At 51.8% G+C, this 22,639-nt stretch carries 21 protein-coding genes and 1 riboswitch; of the genes, 5 read left to right on the plus strand and 16 right to left on the minus strand.

Annotation, left to right across the window (positions count from 1 at the left end; translation table 11 throughout):
* Nucleotides 1–216: 216 nt before the first annotated feature.
* The 3 genes from MHH82_RS28405 to MHH82_RS28415 all read right to left on the minus strand — a co-directional run bounded on the left by MHH82_RS28405 (nt 217) and on the right by MHH82_RS28415 (nt 1,758).
* Nucleotides 217–558, minus strand: coding sequence for a general stress protein (locus MHH82_RS28405; protein WP_009594092.1), 342 nt, complete (start codon nt 556–558; stop codon nt 217–219).
* Nucleotides 559–645: 87 nt separating this feature from the next.
* On the minus strand, nt 646–1,179 hold the full coding sequence (locus MHH82_RS28410) for a hypothetical protein (RefSeq protein ID WP_340968937.1): 534 nt from the start codon (nt 1,177–1,179) through the stop codon (nt 646–648).
* A 57-nt stretch (nt 1,180–1,236) separates the two neighbouring features.
* Nucleotides 1,237–1,758 carry a DUF948 domain-containing protein gene (locus MHH82_RS28415; RefSeq protein WP_340968940.1) on the minus strand — a complete coding sequence of 174 codons (522 nt, stop codon included), beginning with the start codon at nt 1,756–1,758 and terminating at the stop codon, nt 1,237–1,239.
* 278 nt (nt 1,759–2,036) lie between these two features.
* Between MHH82_RS28415 and MHH82_RS28420 the strand changes: the two genes are divergently transcribed.
* A complete protein-coding gene (locus MHH82_RS28420) occupies nt 2,037–2,201 on the plus strand; it encodes a DUF1328 domain-containing protein (RefSeq protein WP_036663891.1) in 165 nt (54 codons plus the stop codon).
* A 123-nt stretch (nt 2,202–2,324) separates the two neighbouring features.
* On the opposite strand, the gene MHH82_RS28425 is transcribed toward MHH82_RS28420, so the two are convergent.
* The 3 genes from MHH82_RS28425 to MHH82_RS28435 form a co-directional block, all read right to left on the minus strand.
* A complete protein-coding gene (locus tag MHH82_RS28425) occupies nt 2,325–3,830 on the minus strand; it encodes a DHA2 family efflux MFS transporter permease subunit (RefSeq protein WP_015737485.1) in 1,506 nt (501 codons plus the stop codon).
* Nucleotides 3,831–3,886: 56 nt separating this feature from the next.
* Nucleotides 3,887–4,336, minus strand: coding sequence for a MarR family transcriptional regulator (locus MHH82_RS28430; RefSeq protein WP_145040959.1), 450 nt, complete (start codon nt 4,334–4,336; stop codon nt 3,887–3,889).
* Nucleotides 4,337–4,591: 255 nt separating this feature from the next.
* Nucleotides 4,592–5,170: a hypothetical protein gene (locus MHH82_RS28435; protein ID WP_015737487.1), complete on the minus strand. Its 579-nt coding sequence runs from the start codon at nt 5,168–5,170 to the stop codon at nt 4,592–4,594.
* A gap of 188 nt (nt 5,171–5,358) precedes the next feature.
* Here MHH82_RS28435 and MHH82_RS28440 point away from each other — a divergent pair, with 188 nt between their 5' ends.
* The gene (locus MHH82_RS28440) at nt 5,359–5,703 is read left to right on the plus strand and encodes a hypothetical protein (protein WP_009594133.1); all 345 of its coding nucleotides are present in this window, start codon (nt 5,359–5,361) and stop codon (nt 5,701–5,703) included.
* A gap of 108 nt (nt 5,704–5,811) precedes the next feature.
* Here the strand turns inward: MHH82_RS28440 and MHH82_RS28445 are convergent, their stop codons facing one another.
* Nucleotides 5,812–6,687: a cation diffusion facilitator family transporter gene (locus MHH82_RS28445; RefSeq protein WP_036663860.1), complete on the minus strand. Its 876-nt coding sequence runs from the start codon at nt 6,685–6,687 to the stop codon at nt 5,812–5,814.
* A 222-nt stretch (nt 6,688–6,909) separates the two neighbouring features.
* Between MHH82_RS28445 and MHH82_RS28450 the strand changes: the two genes are divergently transcribed.
* Nucleotides 6,910–7,098, plus strand: coding sequence for a hypothetical protein (locus tag MHH82_RS28450; RefSeq protein WP_009594046.1), 189 nt, complete (start codon nt 6,910–6,912; stop codon nt 7,096–7,098).
* A 121-nt stretch (nt 7,099–7,219) separates the two neighbouring features.
* On the opposite strand, the gene MHH82_RS28455 is transcribed toward MHH82_RS28450, so the two are convergent.
* The 5 genes from MHH82_RS28455 to MHH82_RS28470 all read right to left on the minus strand — a co-directional run bounded on the left by MHH82_RS28455 (nt 7,220) and on the right by MHH82_RS28470 (nt 12,935).
* Nucleotides 7,220–8,845, minus strand: coding sequence for an ABC-F family ATP-binding cassette domain-containing protein (locus MHH82_RS28455; RefSeq protein ID WP_340968946.1), 1,626 nt, complete (start codon nt 8,843–8,845; stop codon nt 7,220–7,222).
* Between the two features lie 443 nt (nt 8,846–9,288).
* Nucleotides 9,289–10,320, minus strand: coding sequence for an MBL fold metallo-hydrolase (locus MHH82_RS28460; RefSeq protein ID WP_340968952.1), 1,032 nt, complete (start codon nt 10,318–10,320; stop codon nt 9,289–9,291).
* Between the two features lie 127 nt (nt 10,321–10,447).
* Nucleotides 10,448–10,549 (minus strand): cytochrome bd oxidase small subunit CydS, encoded by a 102-nt coding sequence (cydS, locus tag MHH82_RS41715; RefSeq protein ID WP_435367978.1) that lies wholly within the window; start codon nt 10,547–10,549, stop codon nt 10,448–10,450.
* Between the two features lie 5 nt (nt 10,550–10,554).
* On the minus strand, nt 10,555–11,586 hold the full coding sequence (locus MHH82_RS28465; protein ID WP_145040963.1) for a cytochrome d ubiquinol oxidase subunit II: 1,032 nt from the start codon (nt 11,584–11,586) through the stop codon (nt 10,555–10,557).
* Nucleotides 11,583–12,935: a cytochrome ubiquinol oxidase subunit I gene (locus MHH82_RS28470; protein ID WP_015737493.1), complete on the minus strand. Its 1,353-nt coding sequence runs from the start codon at nt 12,933–12,935 to the stop codon at nt 11,583–11,585. The genes MHH82_RS28465 and MHH82_RS28470 overlap by 4 nt, the downstream gene beginning before the upstream one ends.
* Nucleotides 12,936–13,291: 356 nt before the next feature.
* On the opposite strand from MHH82_RS28470, the gene MHH82_RS28475 reads away from it, so the two are divergent.
* Both MHH82_RS28475 and MHH82_RS28480 read left to right on the plus strand, forming a co-directional pair.
* A complete protein-coding gene (locus tag MHH82_RS28475; RefSeq protein WP_015737495.1) occupies nt 13,292–14,422 on the plus strand; it encodes a virulence factor in 1,131 nt (376 codons plus the stop codon).
* A gap of 118 nt (nt 14,423–14,540) precedes the next feature.
* A riboswitch (Lysine riboswitch) is annotated at nt 14,541–14,720 on the plus strand.
* Between the two features lie 113 nt (nt 14,721–14,833).
* On the plus strand, nt 14,834–16,285 hold the full coding sequence (locus tag MHH82_RS28480; protein ID WP_015737496.1) for an amino acid permease: 1,452 nt from the start codon (nt 14,834–14,836) through the stop codon (nt 16,283–16,285).
* 73 nt (nt 16,286–16,358) lie between these two features.
* On the opposite strand, the gene MHH82_RS28485 is transcribed toward MHH82_RS28480, so the two are convergent.
* From MHH82_RS28485 to xylB, 4 genes are all read right to left on the minus strand, one after another.
* Entirely contained in the window at nt 16,359–17,501 is a 1,143-nt protein-coding gene (locus MHH82_RS28485) for a transglutaminase domain-containing protein (protein WP_015737497.1), read from the minus strand.
* Between the two features lie 107 nt (nt 17,502–17,608).
* A complete protein-coding gene (locus MHH82_RS28490; RefSeq protein WP_145041092.1) occupies nt 17,609–19,960 on the minus strand; it encodes a YcdB/YcdC domain-containing protein in 2,352 nt (783 codons plus the stop codon).
* Between the two features lie 193 nt (nt 19,961–20,153).
* Entirely contained in the window at nt 20,154–20,777 is a 624-nt protein-coding gene (locus tag MHH82_RS28495; RefSeq protein WP_015737499.1) for a bifunctional 4-hydroxy-2-oxoglutarate aldolase/2-dehydro-3-deoxy-phosphogluconate aldolase, read from the minus strand.
* A gap of 272 nt (nt 20,778–21,049) precedes the next feature.
* Entirely contained in the window at nt 21,050–22,546 is a 1,497-nt protein-coding gene (gene xylB, locus MHH82_RS28500; protein WP_145040969.1) for a xylulokinase, read from the minus strand.
* Between the last annotated feature and the right edge of the window lie 93 nt (nt 22,547–22,639).

Raw genomic sequence — 22,639 nt, forward strand, 5'->3', positions numbered from 1 at the left:
AAATCCTTTTCCTACTATTATACTATAATAACCCAATGATCATTTGCCATAGAAAAAGGTTCTCAAGCTTGAATCTTCCACTTTTAATAGATATATGGAACATTCTTTTAAAACATAGATAAGGAATGAGACGTCAATAGTCTCATTCCTTATCTATGTTTTAAGTCCTATAACTCCTATGTCGAATCAGCGCCAGGCTGAACGTTCAATGCTTCCTCAATCCTTCTTAGCAATCACGAGCACTTTGCCAAGGTCCAATTGTTTCTCGTAAAATCCCGCCTCGGCCTCGGTAAAGCCAAGCGATACGATTTTGGCACGCAGCTCATCCCCGCGGGACCGGAACAGATTCGCCAGGGCATCAAACACGCCTTCTTCCTTAATGCCTACATTATTGGCATCGGCTGCTTCCACAATCCGGCTCGTCTTGTCCGAATCATGGGCCAATACATAAATGTGATCCAGATCGTAACCGGACTGCCGTAGATTCTGAACCTCCTGAACCGCTTGCGTCCCGTTTTCCACAACTTTGGCATATGACTTCGTATTGGTGAATTCCATTGTGAAAACCTCCCCTAATAGTGTTAAACCTCAATTTAGGTTATAGTCCATTGGTTATTAACCGTAATTCTCAAGGTTGAAACAAATTTATTCACTATAATCGAAAAATAAATCGACGCCTTCGATTTCACCGGTATCCCGGTCAATGTATACCTTAAGCGCATGATGGTTCTCAAGGTATACATCTCCGTCCTCCGCCTTAAAATACGGCTTACCCAGGGATGCCCGGACATGATCGGTTGACATGCCTATATGCTGGCCTTCAACCTGAAAGGACTCGGCAGAGGGCTTGACATGAACATATTCCGTGTAGCCGTTGCGGACTCCAACTTCCATATCTTTATAAAGAAGCTTAGTGGTTCCGCTCAGCCCGTCCTGCTCGATTCGTGCAGGCGTTCCCAGCTTGCGGACGATATCACGCTTGGTATCCGCAAGCGATATCCCGTTTAACTTCCCATAGCCCTCTGAAGAGTTGTCGCCGGTGTGTGCTTGTCCAACATCCGCAGCGGCATGAACTACAGGCGCTTGCCATATCTCGGCAGCAGGCTGCTGCGCTGCCGCAGCACCTCCACCTCCGGAGTAAACCATGAGCCCGACCATCAACAGTGCGACATTCCACATGCGACCTCCTCCTTTCATCATCTTGCCGTGTTATACCCTGGCTTGGCCTTAAACCTGTTATCTGGCTTTTTGACGACGGAAACTGTTCCACAGGCCAACTGCCGTGTCCACGTAGGACAGCCAGTTCCGGCTGCGGGATTTTTCTTCCGCTTCCGTCTTCTGATAGACGGCGTCATACGACTGGAACGTGCGATCTTGTGCCGTCAAAGGCACTTCCATGCGGGCGGGCTGCTCTTTCTTCTGCTCTATCCGAGATTGCTTAAAGCGGCTAACCATGCCGGCGGATATTTGCTTCACCGCATAAGTGACTTCGCTTAAAGCTTCTCCCAGGTTTTTGACGGTATCCATAACCGGATCAATTTGTTTCATCTTATGCTGAACATCCACCGTAATATCGTTCGTATTTCGAATGGTCTGCTTCACTTCATAACTCAATTCGTCGACCGTCTTTTGTACTTTCTGAAGCGTTTGTGTTACCTTTTCGAGCGATTGCGTGGCCGCCTTCAATGTCTTGATCAAGAAGAATACGAGAACCGCAAATGCCACGGCAATAATGGCAACACTGATTTGAGTTAGCATACGTTGTCCCTCGCTTTCAAGTTATGTTTGGTTTCGGATACGCAATAGTTACCCTATCCCCCACCTCACGAAACAAAGGGTTCCTTGCCATCCATGCCACTGTTCCCCAGCTTGTTTCATCCCCTGCCGCCCCGGTTAAAGAACACTACGAAGGGCGCTGCGGCAACGCCGATGGCCCCTACCGATCTTCAAATTGGATAAGAGCTCCTTACTTGGAGCAGCATGCGATGACATGCCATATATCCAATAAAATCGATGAAGAAAGCAGGGTGAATATGATGTTAAAATGGTCCGTAATTTTTCTGGTGGTTGCACTGATTGCAGGGATCTTCGGCTTCTTCGGCATCGTTGAGGCTGCAGCCAGTATCGCGAAGGTTCTGTTCTTCGTCTTCGTTGTCCTGTTTGTGATCTCTCTCTTTACCGGACGCAGACGAAGTATGTGACGGCGTCACATGTTGTTAAAGCCCGTGCATTGAATATACACATAGGAACATGAAAAAGGGTGTCCCATCCGTTGTTAAACGGATGGGACACCCTTTTTATGGCGTGCTTGAATTCGAGGCGGCTTAAGCGTTCGTTGCTGCGGCCTCCCGGCTTCCGGCTGCCTTCGGCTCTTCCGCCGGCTTCGTCTTCTTGATGAAGAAAGCCAGAATCAAGGAAACCACGCTGATCCAGGTGGCAATAACAAAGGCATAGTTAATGCCATAAATCGTTGCTTCGTTGCCCAGCTTAAGCAGGTCGGCCTGATTCTTCGGATCGAACAGCCCCGACTGCATCAAGGCTTCTCCTCGACTCTCCGCCTGGGTGGACATGACGGTAACGAGAATCGCGGTTCCGATCGAGCCGGAAACCATGCGGAGTGTATTCGACATGGCCGTACCATGGGCGTTCAAGCTCCGCGGCAGCTGATTCAATCCCGCGGTCTGAATCGGCATCATGAGCATCGACATACCGAACATGCGGGCCGTATAGATAATCATGATCTGGCCGTAAGACATCGTTTCGGTCAGATTACTGAACTCCCACGTCGTAATGACCGTAATCGCCAGACCGATAACAGCCAGCCATCTTGCGCCAACCTTATCGAATATCGCGCCCGTGATGGGTGACATAATTCCCATCAGAATAGCGCCGGGAAGCATGAGCAGACCAGATTCCACCGGCGTGAACCCGCGAATTTGCTGCAGATAAATCGGCAGTAGGATCATCCCGGCATACATCGCCATCGTGACGATGACATTGATCAAGGTCGTTAACGTAAACATGTTGTACTTAAATATACGGAATTCCAGCATTGGATTGTCGGCCTTCATTTCCCGCCATACAAACAGGATGAGGGCAACCGTGCCGACAGCAAGGGTCGTCACAACCGGCGTGCTGGACCAGCCGTCGTTCCCGGCGTCACTGAAACCGTAGAGCAAGCCGCCGAAGCCGAGCGTCGACAAAATGATAGCGATCATGTCCAGCTTGGGCCGGCTGACCTCGGTCACGTTTTTAAGGAAGAAGACCCCGATTAACGTAGCGATAACGGAGAAAGGCAGGATCATGTAGAACAGCACCCGCCAATCGTAATGCTCCACGATATATCCGGAAAGCGTAGGACCGATCGCAGGAGCAAAGATCATGGCGATCCCCATCATCCCCATGGCTTTACCGCGGTTCTCGATAGGGAAAATGTTCAGAAATACGACGGTCATAAGCGGCATGAGAATTCCTGCACCCGCTGCCTGAACGAGGCGTCCGGTTAGAAGGAATGCGAAGTTAGGGCTGATGGCACACAGCAAGGTGCCTATCGTAAACAGCGTCATGGCGCTGATGAACAGCTGCCTGGTCGAGAATCGTGCGATCAGGTAGGCGGTAACCGGAATCAGCACCCCGTTCACCAGCATAAAGCCTGTGGTCAGCCACTGGGCTACCGTCGGTTTGATGCTTAAATTTTCCATGATGCTCGGCAGAGCAACATTCATCAAAGTCTGGTTAAGAATGGCGACAAAAGCGCCAATCATTAATGCGGCAATGATGGGGCCTTTCTTGACAGGCTCGCCGGGGCGAGCAGCAGTATGGGTATTCATCGGAAGCTTTCACTCTCTTTCTAAGTAAGATCGTTCATATCAATGGCATGTTTGTTCTATGTGGACAGCTGACCTTGGATATACTCAACATTCGTCAAAATTTTGCGGTACAGGAAACTCAACTGCTTAACCTCTTCATCTGTTAGAAAACCATATAACAAATCGCTCAGTTCGGCGCGTTTATTGGCCAACTGCTCAATCAGCTCCCGCCCGAGCGGCGTAATCTCCAGATGAATGACCCTGCGGTCGGTTGTATCCCTTACGCGGCGCGCGAATCCGCCTTCGATCAATTTATCGGATATGCCCGTGACCGCACCGCACGTCACATGAATGGAATCCGCCAAGTCAGACAATCTCAAAGCACCCTGTTCGTGGAGCTTCTCCAAGGCGGTGTACTGAGTTCTCCCCAGCTTAGGGAACCCCTCCTTCTGCCATTCATTCTGCACAGTCCGAAGCATCTTCTTAAATAGCATCTCCAACTCCAGAATTTCATTCCGCATGGACATGTATTTTTTACACTCCTTTAATGGTCCAGCACTCCTTCAATAGAGACACCCTCTCCTTCGCCTCTAAATACTTTAGTACTAAAACATTTATTTCTAAACATTTACTGATTATAGTAGGGTATCATTTCAGTGTCAATGTTTACATATATATTTTTTTCATAATTATTTTCTGAAAATAATGCTGTCTCATGAAAGAAAATGCAAAAAGACCCAGACATCATTTCCTTGTCTGAGTCTTTAGCCGATTCTCTTGCTTTACTTAAACAACGAAGGAATCGACATCCAATCCATCGTAAAGTTCAATTCCAGGCCATCGGACAGAAACTTAACATTCTTCACGGTTACCAAATCCGGCAAATAGTCCTTCAGCGAAATTTGAATGGGGTCAAGCCGGAACACATTCAGCGGAATCTCAACGCCACGAATCGTTGTCGATTCATGCGTCAGGTGAAGATAGCTTCCCTCGGCTGACATCTGGAAGCGCAGGACGGCTCCAAACGGCAATACGCCCCATTTTCCGTTCATGCGGGCTGTCATGGTGGTACCGTTCATTACGAAATCGGCACCGGTTATATCGACGCCAAGGTTATGCGTGCTCATATATTTCACCATGTTCTTCTTGCTGAGTTCCCCGACTTCCTCCGTGCTTAGTTTCATGCGGGTATCCCGGTTCGACACCATGGTCATCAATTTATCCTTGAAATCAACGGATCGATAGCGCATGTCCAGGGATTGCGTAGGATAAACAAACCAGACTGCCGCACCGATGATCACAAGCAACAAGACAAGTATTCCCAATAGGAATCGCCCGGTTCGTTTCTTTCGGCGTACCATCCAAAGATCCCTCCTCCCTAAGGATTTCCCTGCTGGAGCAGGGCTTTTCCCATCCCCAAAGTATATAGGAATCCTGGAAACTTGTCACGATTTGAGAATTGTACCCAACTTTCTTGGTTCAAAACATCCAAATGGTGGTTATTACGATATTGTCAAATACTACTTCGGTCCCAAGGAGGAATCATTCCATGAAAAAAACGCTAAGCATTACTGCAGCCCTAGCACTCACCCTGTCCCTAACCGCCGTAGCAAGCGCGGATCCGATTAACGGTACGGTATCCAACACTTCAGGACCGGCTCCGATCTCGGTGGAAGACCCGATCATCAAACCTGAAGAAGTCGTGATCGTACCGACGCCGATGATTGAGCTTACAAGCAAAACTTACTTCTACAACGCTCCAAACGGCGAAAAGCTTGGTGCCTTGGCTCCGCAAAAGCTCGACACCACCGGCAATCGTTACGATGTCATGCTTGGCGGGGAATGGGTTGAAGTATATACATGGCTCGGTAAAGCTTGGATTTATGTAGAGTAATCGTGTATGGCTATCGGGCTTCATGATCCTTCATGTACCCCGGCATGTTAAATGGCAGGTCAAGAGAATCTTGGCCTGCCATTTGTATACCTGCACATTCGGTATCCCTTAGGAGGATCCCTTAGGCTCCACATGAATATGGACGCTCATAATATTATGAATCTTCTCCATCTGCTCTTCGATTCGGTCACTGATCTGATGCCCCTCCAAAACGCTGATATCCGGGTCTACCTCGATGACGACATCCACCAATACATGATTGCCGTGGATTCGGGCTTTCATATCCTTGATTCCCTCGACACCGGGCGTACGGGCAATCGTGCTGCGCAAATCCGACAAACGGTTTTCATCAAAGCCGTCCGTGAGGCTATAGGTACAATCCCTGAATATTTCCCAAGCCGTTTTGCAAATAATGACGCCAACCGCTACGGCCGCCACGGTATCCAGCCAGGGCAGGCCGAATTGTGCGCCGATGATGCCGACAGCGGCCCCAACGCTGACGAGCGCATCGGACAAGTTGTCCTTGGCCGCTGCCATCAGCGCCTGGTTATCGATGCGCCGCGCAAGGTTCCGATTGTAACGATATACGCCCAGCATCGCAACGGCACAGATGCCGGCTACGCCGGCAGACCATAAATTCGGTACTTCCTTGGAGCCTTCAAAAAAAGAACGGACGGCTTCAACCAGCACTTGGATGCCCACGACCGCCATGATGAAGGAGGCCACCAGCGCCGCGATCGTCTCCGCCCTCAAGTGTCCGTACGCATGATCGGAATCCGGCGGCTTCTGGGAAATCCGCAGCCCGATCAATACGGCGAGCGATGCCACGATATCCGTCAGGTTGTTGAAACCGTCGGCGAGCAAAGCACTGGATGCAAACAAATATCCGCAGAATATTTTAAACGATGACAATACGAGGTAGGCCGCAATGCTGATCCAGGCCCCTCGCTCCCCTTGTTTGATGTTATCATAGGCATTCACTATACGCGTCTCTCCTTTGCTTGCTCCGTGCAGACTTCAAGCGATATCCATCATTATCCATATTTAATCCTAGCAAAGGTCTTTCGTGTGGGTCTAGAGAAACATAATTGCTTCGATCAAAGAACCATGGACGTAGAAAATGGTATTAATCATTGTTACCCTTGCCGGACGATTTAAAAACGAATAAAATGAGGACAAGCGAACACGAAGAGGAGGGTGATTTCTATGCCCGAGAATAATGAGCCACGCAAAGTGAATTTGGCTGATGCGATCAAGCAAAAGCTGGAACAAAAGAAACAGCAAAATACATCCGCGAACAAGCCGGGACAATTCCAAGCCGGTTCAGCGCAAAAAATGAAAAGCCAAAACAACAAAAAACCAAACAACCAGCGTCGTCGTACCGGCGGTTCGTAAAGAGCCGATCCGTAACGCACGCCAAAAAATGCTGCACCTCCCATACCTGGGAGGTGCAGCATTTTTAATGAACAAAAGGCGGGATGACAGCTTGTTGCCATCATCCCGCCGCTTAATTTCTTTAAACTTCAACCGGGTACATGCTTTCGCGAAGCCCCTTGATCTCTTCACTCTCCAGATACTCGTCATAACTCATGCTGCGGTCGATGATGCCGTTAGGCGTAATCTCGATAATCCGGTTGGCAATCGTCTGAATGAACTGATGGTCATGCGAGGTGAACAGAATCGTTCCGTCGAAATCGATCAAGCCGTTGTTGAGCGCCGTGATGGACTCCAGATCCAAGTGGTTCGTCGGCTCATCGAAGATCAGCACGTTCGCGCCGTTCAGCATCATTTTGGCCAGCATGCAGCGAACCTTCTCGCCTCCGGACAATACGCTCGCTTTCTTCAGCGCTTCCTCGCCCGAGAACAGCATGCGGCCAAGGAATCCGCGCAGGAACGTTTCGTCCTGATCCTTGGAATATTGGCGCAGCCATTCCACGAGGTTGATATCAACACCGTCAAAATAGGCAGAGTTGTCTTTTGGGAAATACGCCTGGGTTGTTGTTACCCCCCAGCTGTATTCACCGGCATCCGCCTCGGTTTCACCGGTTATGATCTGGAACAGCGTCGTTTTCGGCATCCCGTTCGGTCCAACAAATGCGATTTTGTCGCCTTTGTTTACAACAAAGCTGACATTATCCAGCACTTTTTCCCCATCCATCGACTTGGTGATGCCATCAATCGTAAGCAGCTGCTTGCCCGCCTCGCGTTCAGGTTTGAAATGAAGAAAAGGATATTTACGGTTCGAAGGACGAAGATCCTCCAACGTGATTTTGTCGAGCTGTTTCTTACGGGATGTCGCCTGCTTCGATTTGGAAGCATTCGCCGAAAAGCGTTGAATAAATGCCTGCAATTCCTTGATCTTCTCTTCCTTCTTCTTGTTGGCATCCCGCTGAAGTTCAAGCGCCAGCTTGCTGGATTCATACCAGAAGTCGTAGTTGCCGACATACAGCTGAATTTTACCGAAATCGATATCCGCAATATGCGTACACACCTTGTTCAGGAAGTGACGGTCATGGGATACCACGATAACGGTGCCTTCATAATCCATAAGGAAGTTCTCGAGCCACTGAATCGATTCCAGGTCCAAGTGGTTGGTAGGCTCATCGAGCAGAAGGTTATGCGGACGGCCAAACAACGCCTGCGCCAAGAGAACGCGCACCTTCTCGTTACCGCTCAGGTCAGACATCTTCTTATCGTGCAGCTCACGTGGAATGCCGAGACCGATCAGGAGCGCCGCCGCATCCGGCTCTGCATCCCATCCGTTCAGCTCTGCAAATTCGCCTTCCAGCTCACCCGCACGCATGCCGTCTTCTTCGGAGAAATCGGATTTCGCATACAGCGCATCCTTCTCTTTCATGATGTTGTACAGCCGGGCATGACCCATGATGACCGTCTCCAGGACGGGATACTGATCGTATTCATAGTGGTTCTGCTTCAGAACCGCCATCCGCTCATTCGGTGTCATATGAACTTCGCCTTGGTTCGGTTCAATCTCACCGGAGAGGATTTTCAGAAATGTAGACTTACCCGCCCCGTTGGCGCCGATGAGGCCGTAGCAGTTGCCCGGGGTGAATTTTATATTGACATCTTCAAATAGTGCTCGTTTGCCATAGCGGAGCGTTACGCCGCTTGTACTGATCATTAAGCATTACCATCCTTTATCACTATTGGTTTCAGCACATTATAGCATAAGTACGGCGGTTATCGAAGCTTCTGGACGATATAAAACCGTTTTAAACAAATATAACCTCCTGCATGGGCCATTTCATGCTGACCAGCCACAGGAGGCCGACGATCAAAGATTACCTTTTTCCAAATTTCATAGAACCGAGGCGTTTCTATTAATTAGAAGAACCAGTCGGACCGGATCCGCTGTCTTACCATAGACTTCACCGGGAATCGATTGACGATCTCGTGCAGTTGGCTAAAAAAAACGTTGCTGCCGCAAGAGCGGTCGGCATTTGGCCCAAAACGATGACGATTAGAAGGAACTAATAAATGGGCCCGAAAGGTTATACGACCTTTCGGGCCTTTTTAGGCAGTCTGTCGTGTGTATGCCGATCGGAATCGCTTCTTGGGTTTCCGTTACGAAGTCACGCTTCTTCGTTCCGGCTGAACCTTGAAGGTTTCCCCGTACTTCAAGACGCGGATCCGCTCCTTGGCAATCCCGAGCCGCTTTCGTTCCGCTTCCATCCGGTCCAGCGCTTCCCTGGCCGTATCATCGGCCAGCTTGAAGGTCCCGTAATGCATCGGAATCATCGTCTCCGCCTTCACGTCCTGAAACGCCTGCAGCGCTTCTTCCGGATTGACGTGCTGAGACGTCATGAACCACTCCGGCTCGTATGCCCCGATCGGCATTAAAGCCAGGTGAATGTTGAACCGTTCGCCGATCAGCTTAAAACCCTCGAAATAACCGCTGTCTCCGGCAAAATACAAATTCGGCGGAAGCAGTCGGGTGCCGTCCTCTGCAACAGGTTCGTTATTGCATGGCGATTCATCGGAAGAACTCGAATCCCTCTTTGCATCCTGCAGCACGGGCTCCATCACGAATCCTCCCCAATGGGACGTATTCGTATCAAACGGCGTGCGCCGCGTCCAATGCTGTGTCGGCACGAAGGAGAATTTCACGCCTTTTATGGCGACCGATTCCCACCACTGCAGTTCGATCACGCGGCGAAAGCCTTTATTGATCATTTTCCGACGCAGACCAACCGGTACAATGATGGTGGTGTCCGCACGGTACAGCTTACGGATCGAGGAAACATGCATATGGTCATAGTGGGAATGCGATATCAAAATGACATCGATCGGGGGGATCTCATGAATGGGAAGTCCAGGTTCCCCAAGGCGCTTATTAAACCCCATTCTCCGCGCCCATACGGGATCAGTCACAATATTCATGCCTTCGTATTGAATGAAGAACGTGGCGTGCCCGATCCAGGTAACGGAGGTTTCGTGCCGGTTGCTATGCAAATACTGAAGATCCGGCGTCAGGTTCGGAATGCAGTAGGAATAATCCTTCTTCTTCTGACGACGTTCGTCGCGCCACTGCTTGAACTGTTTAAGCGTTTTGTCCGTGCTGACGTTATCGATATTGTTATAGCGAATTCTTGGCATGCAGCCTCCTCCTTCCATTACCCTGTATTTTACCCGTATTGAGCTATCCGCTCAACTTTGCGCTTTGTTGTTCTTTTTACACCGAATGATTCTTGGCGAAACAGCCCGGATTTATTTTGTCCATCCCTCAATCCGAAGGGTCTTTATACTTGACGGCGTAAATCGCCATAAAGGCTACGGCAGCCAGTACCGTGAGCAGCGGTGCTATGAAAATGCCGAAATCCTCCACTTGCCTCACCCCTTCTTCGCGGATTTGCCGCGAATGTAGTTCGCATCGAACAGAAACAATCGCATCAGCAGGATCAAGGAAGGCACCAGCACGCAGAAGCCGAGAATAAACGCGGTAATCAAAGCGATGGCCATCGTATCGTTGGTGATGCTCTCATGAATGTGGATGTAATCATAGAGAATGTACGGCAGATGCGAGCGACCATATCCGTACCAGGCAAAAGCGAATTGAAGCATGACCATGATAAATGCGATGCCAAGGCGGGTGCGTTTCCACACGAGGTATACCGCGATCACAAAGCAGACGAACGACGCGATAAACATCCAGGCGATATCCAGCATTTGCCCAAAATGGACCGGATTCTGATGGTTGATCTGGAAAAACGCGAAAACCGAAGCCAGGATCGTCGGCCCGCTCCACCCCAGTGCATAACCCCGGACCACGCCGAACGCCGCCTCATCCCCGGCACGCTGCGCGTAATAGGACAGGAACATCGCCGAGATGTACAGAACGCTGACAAGGGCAAGCAGAATGACCGACCACGTGTACGGATTCGTGAAGAACGTGTACCAGTGAAGCTCCACCTTCCCGCCGTCCATATAGATGATGCCGCCTTCGGAGATGGCCAATATCGTCGACAAGGCGGCAGGAATGAGCAGCCCCGTCGCCCCGTATAGTCCCATGTATACAATATTGTTGCCCGTCTGGCTGCCGTACGTATGATAGGCGTAGTAAGCGCCTCGGATGGCGAGCAGCACTAGCGCCAAGCTGCCCGGGACAAGCAGCGCGGTACCATAATAATACGCGGCATCGGGAAAGAATCCGACGAGCCCGACCACAAAAAAGATCAGGAACACATTTGTCACTTCCCAAACGGGGGACAGGTATCGCTGGATGATATTGTGTATCTTGTTCTCATGTCCGGTAAGCACGCTATAGAAGCTGAAGAATCCGGCACCGAAATCAATCGAGGCCACCAGCAAATAGCCGAACAGGAACGTCCATAGAACGGTTATGGCTACCATCGCATAGCTCACTTGCGGTCTCCTCCTTCGATTTCGAGTCCCAGCAGCCGGATTTCCTCTTCCGCGCTTTTATTCCGGAACAATTGGCTCAGCACGCGGATTGCGGATACGGACAAGACCAAATACAGTAGAATAAACAGCACCAGCATCCAGCCGACGCTCGATGAAGTGGTCGCCGCATCCGATACCTTCATATATCCCCGCACAATCCACGGCTGCCTTCCGATCTCGGCAAGGAACCAGCCCAGCCATATGGCTGACATCGATAAAGGCCCTAAAGCCAATATACTGAGCAGCAGCCACTTTGGGTAAGGCTTTTTGCCAGGAAGTTTCCTTCGGAACATATACAGGAGAGGAATCAGAACGATCACGGCACCGCTGGTCACCTTCAAATCAAAAAAATAATGCACGGACATCGGCGGTCTCTCGTTCTCCGGAAATTCATTCAGGCCGATGACCTCCGTACTGGGGCTGTTCCCTGCCAGTATGCTAAGCGCGTACGGAATCTTTAACGCATACTTGATTTCGTTATTCTCATCCAGAAAGCCGCCGTAAATGAGCGGGGCTTGTCTCATCGTTTCAAAATGCCACTCGGCCGCCGCCAGTTTCTCGGGCTGGAATTTGGCCAGGAATTTGCCGGAAAAGTCACCGATCATCACGGTGGCCACGGCAAAAACAAAGGTGGAAACGACGGTAAGCTTCAGCGCTTTCTTAAAATAGACGTGCCTGCTTCCCCGAAGTAAGCTGAAAGCCGCGATGCTGGCCAGCGCCGCTGCGCTTGTCGTAAACGCCGACGCCAGCACATGGCTCACCTTGGTCGGCGTCGCCGGATTGAACATGGCCACGAACGGATTCACGTTCGTAAACACCCCGTCCACCAGCTCAAAGCCCTGCGGCTGGTTCATAAATGCATTCATGCTCGTGATAAAGAATGCAGAAGCGGAGGAGCCGATCGCCACGGGAATTAGCAGCAGCAAGTGGGTCCATTTGTTTTTGAACCGATCCCACGTATAGAGATAAATGCCAAGAAAGATCGCTTCTACAAAAAAAGCGAAGGTTTCCATGAACAGCGGCAGCGCAATGGCCTTACCGGCTACGCGCATAAAGGTGGGCCACAGCAGGCTGAGCTGCAAGCCGATGGCGGTTCCTGTCACGACGCCAACAGCTACGGTAATCACATATCCCCGCGCCCAGCGCCTGGCGAGCAAGGTATAATGGTCGTCCCCCGTCCGGATCCCCCTCCATTCCGCCAGAGCCAGCATAATGGGAATCCCGACGCCGATGGTTGCCAGAACAATATGTACAAACAGGGTCAGTCCGGTCAGTATCCGGCTCATCAGTACTGGATCCAGTGATGACATCAGGTTCACTCCTCGGGTGTGTTATCCAAAATGATGCATGTAGCGCAAATATCCTTTCACGGCCCCGTACAGCATAATGGCCGCCACGATAAAACATAGAATCGCAAGCTTTTTCTCCTGCTTCCTGTACATCGACAGCCTAGCCTCCCTTATGTATTTCGGACTTCCTGCAAGGGGTGCCGCCCTTCGCCGTAATTCTTTGAAAAACATGAATGAATTCCATCCAACATTATCAGTTTTACAAACCCTTCCTCTTTTTATCCAAAGTCCGGTCAATTTGTTGGAATCCTGTGTATGATGTTTTTTCCGGCATGGAAAAGAGGTACAATAAGAGGATAAGGAGGCGATAAAAACCCATGAAAATTACATTCATTGAACCAACCCCGAGCCCGAACTCCATGATGCTTCATCTTGACGAAACCCTGGAGTCCGGAATTCGCAGAACATATACACTAGACAACGAACGGTCGGCTCCTCCCTGGATCAGGCAGCTGCTCCATATCCCTGGCGTAAAGAGCGTGTTCCACACCCTCGATTTCATCGCGCTCGACCGTAAAGGCAACGCCGATTGGCCTTCCATTCTGGGAGCCGTTCAAGAAATATTCGGCCAGGAGGGACTCGCCGCCGGACTCAAGGAAGGCGCGGATGATATCGCATTTGGGGAAGCCCAGGTGTTCGTGCAATATTTCCGCAATATTCCGATGCAAATTCGTGTCAAAAGCGGGAATCAGGAAGAACGTATCGGTCTGTCGGAGCGCTTCTCCCAAGCCGTAGCCGCCGTAGGGACTTCGACGCTTATCAAGGAACGCAAACTCAAGGAGTACGGCGTACGCTACGGCCAGCTGGAAGACATCGCCCGTGACGTGGAGCAGGAGCTGGAAGCCGCATTCCCGCAGGAGCGCCTCGATAAGGTCATTGCCCAGGCGATTGCCCACGGTGCCAGCGATGAGGATTTCGTCGAGCAGCGCCGGAAGCTGACGGACGAGGAAACCGAGGCCGCGATGCAGGATGAGGACTGGCGCGTACGTTATGCCGCGCTGGATGCGCTGGAGCCGACGGAGAAACACATTCCGCTGCTTCGCAAAGCGCTTCGGGATCCGAAGATGCAGATCCGACGGCTCGTCGTTGTGTACTTGGGCGACCTTCGGACGCCTGAAGCGATGGAGCTCCTGTATGAAGCCATGCGCGACGAAACGCCGGCCGTTCGCCGTACCGCTGGAGATACCTTGTCCGATATCGGCGATGCCGCCGCTACCCCGGTCATGGTCGAATCGCTCAAAGACAGCAGCAAGATCGTTCGCTGGCGTGCAGCCCGCTTTCTATACGAAGTCGGTACGGAGGAAGCGCGTTCCGCCCTTGAAGAAGCCGCCAACGATCCGGAATTCGAAGTAAGCCTGCAGGCGCGAATGGCGCTGGAGCGCATCGAATCCGGCGAAGAAGCTGCCGGAACCGTCTGGCAGCAAATGGCTAAACGGAATCAATCGTAATCGCGCGGCGGGAACCGCCTTGAACCGTAAAAATTAACCATTGCTTCTGACATGGAATGTGATTTATACTTAGGACTCTCTTGTTAGAATTGAATATACAGATAGCCTCATCATTCCAAGATGAGGTAGAGGTTGCAGACATGATCAGTAGTTGTGCCGAGGCAAAGAGAAGCCGGTGAAGCACAGTGAAAGGCATGAATGCCGAAGTGCAGGGTATCCTCTTGTATCCTGTGCTGGGGCCGTTGTCGAAAGAGACGGAACTGTCACGGGGATTTCCCCGTGTTGTGCTATCTTCATGGAGGGTATGATGCGGATACGATCAAGACCGCAGGTATAGGACCTGCGGTCTTTTTGTTCTAACAGGGTATATTTTAAATATCATTTCTTAATGTATAGAAGGAGTGTTCGACCTTGAATCGCAAAAAAGCACCGGCTGCTTCGCTCAAGCAGAGCTTTAAAGCCCGTCATATGACGATGATCGCCCTTGGCGGATCGATCGGTACGGGCCTGTTCCTGGCAAGCGGAACGGCCATCGCCTCTGCCGGTCCGGGCGGAGCGCTTATCGCGTATGCCGCCGTAGGCCTCATGGTTTACTTTCTGATGACCAGCCTGGGCGAACTCGCTACGTATCTTCCGGATTCCGGCTCATTCAGCACCTACGCCTCCCGGTTTGTCAGTCCCGCCTTCGGATTTGCCGTCGGCTGGAACTTCTGGTACAACTGGGCCGTTACCATTGCCGCCGAACTCGCGGCGGCCACGGTTATAATCAAGTTCTGGTTCCCGGACAGCCCGTCATTTCTGTGGAGCCTTCTGTTCCTGGCGATTATGTTCGGCTTAAACATTCTATCCGCCAAAGGATACGGCGAATCGGAATATTGGTTTGCTATCATTAAAGTAGCGACTGTCATTGTTTTCCTTATCATCGGCGTCATGATGATTTTCGGCATTCTTGGCGGCGAAGCGGTCGGATTCAGCAACTTTAGCCTAGGCGACGGGCCGGTACACGGCGGATTCTTCGCGCTGGTCGGCGTGTTTATGGCTGCAGGCTTCTCCTTTCAGGGAACCGAGCTGATCGGGGTAGCGGCAGGCGAAAGCGAGAATCCGAGAAAACATGTGCCCAAAGCCATTCGTCAGGTTTTCTGGCGCATCCTGATCTTCTATATTTTCGCCATTTTTGTTATCGGCATGCTGATCCCATACACCCATCCGAGCTTGCTTCAATCCGGGGTCGACAATATCGGTGTCAGCCCATTCACCCTGGTGTTTGAGAAAGCCGGCCTTGCGTTTGCGGCTTCCGTAATGAATGCGGTCATTCTCAGCTCCGTGCTGTCTGCCGGCAACTCCGGGATGTATGCCTCGACCCGCGTCCTGTATGCCATGGCGAAGCAGGGCATGGCTCCGAAATGGCTGAGCCGCCTGAACAGCCGCGGCGTGCCGGTTGCAGCCCTGATCGTAACCTCCGCCGTGGGCATGCTGGCGTTCCTGGCCTCCTTCTTCGGCGATGGCGTCGTTTACGTGTGGCTTCTTAACGCCTCCGGGATGTGCGGATTCATTAACTGGCTGGCGATTGCGGTGAGTCATTACCGCTTCCGCAAAGCCTACGTTGCCCAAGGCAAGGACCTGAAGGATCTTCCCTTCCGTGCGCGCTGGTTCCCCTTCGGCCCCATCTTCGCTTTCCTGCTCTGTCTCGTGGCCATTATCGGTCAAGGCAATTTCAGCGGGGAGATCGACTGGTTAACGATCATTGCCACGTATGTCAGCATTCCGTTGTTCCTCTCCATCTGGTTCGGCTACCGCTTGATTAAGAAGAGCCGCATCGTGCCATTGGATGAGTGCGATTTGAGCACGGATGCCAAATCATAATAAAGACGAACATGCAAAAAAACAGCTTCCTCCCGTTGTTGGGAGGAAGCTGTTTTTCATTTGGCACGGACGTCTACCATATGATCTGCACTCTAAGATCACCCGTGTTTTCAAAAGCATTGTGATAATACTTGATGGACCCCAGATTGTTCTTTAACTGCAGCTGCTGGAGCACGCTCACAAGCTCTCGCTCGCTCCCGTCAAACCGGAATACCAGCTTACGGCTGCCTTCCGCCTTCGCTGCCTTCACCAGCGGCTGAAGCTGAAGGTGGGAGCTGACGATGGCGCGGGCATCGTATAACTGATACTCCAGATCCTTCTTAATCGCTTCATATGATCCCGCTTTCGAACGATCCTTCGCGGCCAGCCCGGCCAGCGTGTTGCGGTAAAGCGTATTCGCCTTCGGATAGGATTTCACCCAGGTATGATCCCGGCCCATCTGCTCATCCGTTCGGAGGTAATACGTGTAGGATACCTCGTTGTCACGATCCGGCACGGGATCGTTCCACGTCGTGTCCAGGTGGTACCATTTGCCATCCAGAAGGACCAGATTCCAGGCATGGAGCTGGCCCTCTGGATTGTCGGAGGCGTAAGCCGTACCCTCCACGATTTTGTTCTGAATCCCGGCTTCCTTCAGCAGCTTATGCGTTAATAGAGAATAACCCTGGCATACCGTGCTCCCCGTGTAAAGCCCGTCATAGGCCGTATATTTCGTAAGCGTCGTATCGTATTTCAAGTTGCGGACAACCCAATCATGGATGGCTTTCACCTTCTCATGATCATTCATGCCCGGCTTGATGATCTGCTTCAAAATGCGGTCGGTATGCTGGTTCACGTAGTTCGTCTGCTCCGCGGTCTCGCGATAGCTCAACCGGACGGTAACATTGGCGGAACTGGATGTTCCACGATAGTCGTAGCTATAGCTGGCGATGGTGTAATGGATATAAGGATCACTGGCCATCGCCTGATCAAGTGCGTCTTTTAGCTGCGATTTCAGCGATTTGGTCTCGCCCTGGTAAACAAAACGCACCGTCGATTGCCTGTCGCTCATCGCTGTCAGCAGTTTCTGCTGTATCGCATGGACCGACTTCACGACCGCTTTGTTGGAAGTGGCATAGACATCACTGAGATTAGCTGGTTCTGGTACTGCTGCAACGGTTACCGCCAAAGTCCCTATGAACAGTAATTTAACGATCGTTCCTCGGCTTCGTTTCATCGGTACACCCGCCCTTCATCTTCCTCATCCGTATGCACCATCATTGTAACACATAACATCAGGGCTTAAGGGTTCTAGTTTTGTCGACCGGGCACGAATATTAAATACTACCAATAGAATGAGGACAAGAAGGAATCGCTTCGTCCCGCCAGCTTCGACATACGGACCAGAACCTCAGCCGCTTCCGCGCGCGTCACTTCGCGATTAGGCAGGAACTTGCCATCCACCGCAGGAAGAAGTCCCAGCTTGAGCGCGATCAGGGCTGCGCCTTTGTTCGTCACGGCGTCGGCATCGGATATCCCCTGCACATCGGTTGGAAGAATAAAGGCTTTGGACAGCTTCTCGTAATTCAAAATTCGGGTCAGCGAGCTTGCCAGTTCATCCCTGGTCAGCTTACGGTCCAGCTGCAGCGGGCTGTCCGGGTCATACGGAATCCAGTTCTGCCCGATCAGCACTTGGATGGCCTGGTAATACGGATGGTCCGGCTGCAGGCCCGCGTACGGATCCATGGTGGATCTTCCGTACACCTGCTCGTAGGACGGGCTAACCGAAGCCGCTACCAGCTGATACCATTCTCCAAGGGTGATCTGACGATCCGGGTACACCTTGCCGTCCTTGTCCGGAACCAATACCCGATATTTCACCAGCTCCTTGAGAGCCGCTTCGGCTGAATGCCCCGCCGCGTCAGTCACTGGCGGAATATCCTTCCGGTTCATTTCCGGCATGATATCGCGCCATTTTCCGCTCTTGGCATCGAGCGGTACCTGCATGCCGCCTAAAGCCTGCTGTTTATGTGTCGGATAATAAATCAGCTTGATGAAAGGCTTGGTGATTTCATTATTGGCAGACAGGTAACCGCCGTAATAGCCGTATTTCAGCTTCAGGTCAATCTCCTTCAAATACTGCGCTCTTGCCTGCTCCTCGGTAATGGCCGGCTTTACGTCCGTTGGCAGCTTGGAGAGGACGCCTTCCGAATTCACGCTAAAGCCCTGGATTTGCCCGTTGGCCTCAATCGTGAGGTTCAGGGAATCGCCCATGACGCGAATATCGCCGACATAGCGCTGGAATGAAAATTGATAGTTGAGGGTTTTCGTGTCCTTACCCATTTTATCAACCGATGTCAGCTTCCATTCCTCGGAAGCATTGGGCACCAGCTTGCTTACCGTCTTGAAAGCAAGATCCTGCGCAGCCTGCTGCGAAATCGGGTTCTTCACTTCCGCAGTTTCGGTCCGGTCATAACGATATCGGTTGTACGAGTAGATCTGTCCGGTCTTGGCGTCCACCTCGGCGGATACCATCTCTCCTCCGCCCATGGCGGAGATCGCATGTTCGCCCCATCTGATGTTCCACGTCTTAACCTCTTTGTTGTTCCATCTTGTACCCAGACTCTTGGATTCTGTCTTCAAGCCTGACGGCAGCTTGATCTGCGACTCCACCCATCGGGCTGCCGCATCACCGCCGGCGAATGGACCCGCGATCGGCTTAAAGGTTTCTTCGGTTGCCGGAATCGTGCCGTCCTCAACGGAGACAAGCCCGCTCTCTTCCCCCGTGAAACTGATGAATTTGCCGGTATTGGCATCCATTGAATAACCTGACAGATCATTAGGTATGTAACCTAAAAAATATTCGCCTTTGGCATTGTTATATAAATTTTCCGGCACATAGGCCAAGGATACTTGGAATTGATCTTCAAACAATTTGCGGATCGAGGCCTCGTTCAATTTCGGCGTAGATGAAGGAAACTCCTCACTGACTTGATTGCGGGAATATTGAATCGTATTGCCCTGTCCATCCAGCGTGATCGTAATGCTGTTCACATCCGATTCAATTCCGTTCACCGAGGTCTGGAAATAAAAATCAAACCGGGGCGGACTGAACAAAGCAGCTTGCATACCGAGATACGCTTCATTCTCCTTAAGCTCGCTTGCCTTCACGTCCGACACGTGGGTGCTGATCCATTTCAGCGCCTTCTCCTTGGCTGCTTCCCGGGTTAACGCCGGTTTGTCGCTATCCTGCTTCAACAAAGAGTTAGGGAGATAGATATGAATAAGTTCACCCGTAACCGCATTGACCTGGGCATTGAAGCCGGAGCTTGAGTTCCCTTTGGTCAGCACCAATTGCAGATCCCATGCAAGCGCACTTGATCTCATGTCGTCATTCTCCAGGAACTGCACGTTCGACACCTTTACATTCTTGAGTTCAGGAAAAGCCTTCTTCACGATTTCTTCCGCCTGTTTGGACGAAATTTTTGCACCCTTCGGTATTTCGTTATCCGTAACGCTTTCGGAACCGGCTTGACCACTGCTGTCGACGGAAGTTACCGTTTCGGATACAGCGACTCCGCTGCCCGGAACGGAATTATCCCCCCATACCGGCTGCGCCAAACAAAGCATGGCCGTAGCCGTAACTGCACAAACGGTCTTTTTTACCCTTACTTTCTTCTTCCCCGATGAATTCACTTGATTCGCTCCCTTCCATTTCTTGAACCTAACCATGCATTACTTACACACGATGCTATCCTCAACAAGTGCCTGTACACGGCAGCAATGACATAACCAAGCTACCTAAATAATACCATAACTTGTCTATATATTCCTTATGTAGTAAGCTTCCAAAACATAACCTGCGTGGTTAAGGATGAACAAAGTGTAACTATTTTGCCGCTTCTACGAAAGCCGCTGCACGGCGCTGGATCTCGTCCGAATTCCCGGACGCAAGCGCATCCTTCGGAAGCAGCGCGCTCCCTAAACCCACCGCTGCCGCGCCTGCGTTAAAATAATCCGGAAGATTGCCCAGCGTAACTCCGCCCGTGGCAAGCAGCGGAATGTGATTCAGCGGGCCCTGAAGCTCCCGGATAAACGACAAGCCGAGGCTTGCCATAGGAAACAGCTTCACGATCTCCGCCCCGGCGGCGTACGCCGCAACGATCTCCGTTGGAGTCATAGCCCCGGGCCATACGTCGACTCCCTGCTCCAGGGCAAATTCGATGACGGAAAGATCCGTGTTCGGCGAGATCAGGAACTGGGCTCCCGCAGAGACCGCTTCCTTGGCCATCTCCACATCAAGGACGGTACCCGCGCCGACATACACGTCACCGTCATAGCGGGCGCGCCAATCCTGGATCATATGTAAAGCGCCCTTCGTATTCATCGTCACTTCCATAAACCGGATTCCGCCCCTGCTTAATCCTTCCCCCACGAAGCCCGCTTGTTCTTTTGTAATGCCGCGCACGATAGCAACGATTTTCTCGCGTTTCAGTTCGGCTGTCAGTTTCATTGACGTCCCCCCCATCTCTTTTTTTACACTTTCCGCGCCATCCTTAATCGGATTGGCCGCAGATGTTACACAATGATCACAGGCCATCCAATAAAAGGAACCTGAAAATCGATATCCAAACCGGTTCTCATCGAATAGGGTCAACCCTCATTCCCCGGCGTAACCTGCTTATGACTTCAACCTGCTTCAAGTATATGCGGTCCGGAGCGTTCACGCAAAAAAAAAGCAGGCCGGGAGAATGTCTTCCCGACCTGCTCTTCAACATCTGTAGGTTATCCGCGGAATTCGGACAACTCCGCGCCAAGTTCACGTGTGGCTCCGTATACGCTTTGATAGAGTCCAAACAATTTGTCATAGGCCTGAACCGCTTGCGGGTTTGGAGAATACGAGCGTGCCGGACGCAAAAACGCCTTCGCGCAGCCCTGAAGGCTTGGGAACCAGCCGCAGCCGTAAGCTGCAAGCATCGCCGCGCCCATGGCCGGGCCTTGCTCGCTTTCCAGCTTCACGATTTCCGCGTTGAACACATCCGCCTGCATTTGCAGCCAGGTCTCGTTCTTGGCTCCGCCGCCAATGGAAATCACGCGGTCGATCTGCTTGCCCGATGCCCGGAGGATATCAATGGATTCGCGGAGAGAGAACGTGATCCCCTCGAGTACCGAACGCGCAAAGTGAGGCAGCTTATGCCCGGCGTCCATGCCAATGAAGCTGCCGCGGATGGTGGCGTCCGGATGGGGCGTGCGTTCACCGACAATGTACGGCGTGAACAGCAGCCCGCCGCTGCCTACCGGGATATTTCCGATATCGCTTAACAGCGCGTCAAAGGAAACATCCGGAGCAAAGGTATCCTTGAACCAGGTCAGGCTGTATCCCGCTGCTAGGGTTACCCCCATGATATAATAAGCGTCTTTCTCGCTATGGTTAAAGAAATGGACCTTTCCTTCAAAATCCACCTCACGGCGCTCCTCATAGGACAGCACCACGCCCGATGTACCAATGCTGCACATCGTTTGCCCTTCTTCGAGAATGCCGGCGCCGATAGCGCCGCAGGCGTTGTCCGCCCCGCCGGCAAACACCTTCGTCTCCGGCAGCAGAGCGGCTTGCTCGGCAATCTCGGGGAGCAGCGTGCCGCATTCGTCGAAGGATTCGACCAACGGCGGGCATAAGGTGTGCGGCAGCTGGAAAGCATCCAGAATGTCGGTGCTCCAGGATTTCCCGGCCACGTCCAGCAGCAGCGTTCCGGCTGCATCGGAGTAGTCCATCGCGTATTGTCCGGTCAAGCGGAAACGCACGTAATCCTTAGGCAGCAGGAACAGGGCAGCCCGTTCCAGCAGCTCCGGCTCAAACTCCTGAACCCAGAGAATCTTCGGCAGAGTGAAGCCTTCCAGTGCGCGATTGCGTGCAATGCCGAGCAGCTTCTCCTGCAAGGTCTCCTCGATGCGGCGGCATTGCGCCGTTGTCCGGGTGTCGTTCCACAGGATCGCCGGCCGCAGCACGGCGCCCTCTCCGTCTACCAGGACCAAACCATGCATTTGGCCGGAGAAACTCAATCCCTCAACCTCGAATGGATTTATGTTGTTTCCTTTCATTAATTGTCGTAACGACAATACCGTTTTGTCCACCCAGTCCTCCGGCCGCTGTTCGCTGTAACCGGGCTTCGGCTGGCTCAGCGGGTATGACTCCGAATGCTCGGCAACCACCGTGCCGCTGCGGTCCACCAGCACGGTCTTCACGGCACTGGTCCCCAAATCAACTCCGATAACGTAACTCATCTATATCCTCCTTCGTCTCCTCATGAACCGAACATGAAAACATCGTTGGCATTCTCCCTGGGTGCATCGTCTGGTCCGGGGCATGCCGCCAAT

It is taken from the genome of Bacillus sp. FSL K6-6540, from assembly GCF_038007545.1.